We start from the raw sequence: 342 nt of genomic DNA, 5'->3' as shown, positions 1-342 counted from the left end.
CTTCACCACCGGTTTCTGCACCGCTTCGGCCACTTCATCCAGGCTGTAATAATGACGGTTGATATCGCGCAGTTCGCCGGTTTGCTCCATCAGCTCGTGGTCATTTTCACCGGCCAGCAAGCCCACGTAATACACCTGTGGCGTACCAGGCGTGAAGAACTGCACGGTGCGGGCAGCGATATAGGCATCGTCGTTCTGCATCAGGGCATCGTAAAAGGTGCAGGTAAGCTGATAAATCGCACCAACACTATGAATATTGGCAGCTGAGCGGCGCAGGATCGGGTCTGCCGAGCGGTCGTTGATATTATCAATCAGGATACGGATTTTATCGTCCGGCAAGAC

The 342-nt window shown here is 53.8% G+C and carries 1 pseudogene; it reads right to left on the bottom strand.

Annotated elements, in window-relative coordinates:
- A pseudogene (locus Q4563_RS17675) lies at positions 1-342 on the bottom strand (sucrose phosphorylase); the annotation flags it as partial.

It is taken from the genome of Gilvimarinus sp. 1_MG-2023, from assembly GCF_030548285.1.
Note: the sequence above shows the minus strand (reverse complement) of the source record. Positions and strands in the feature narration are given on the sequence as shown.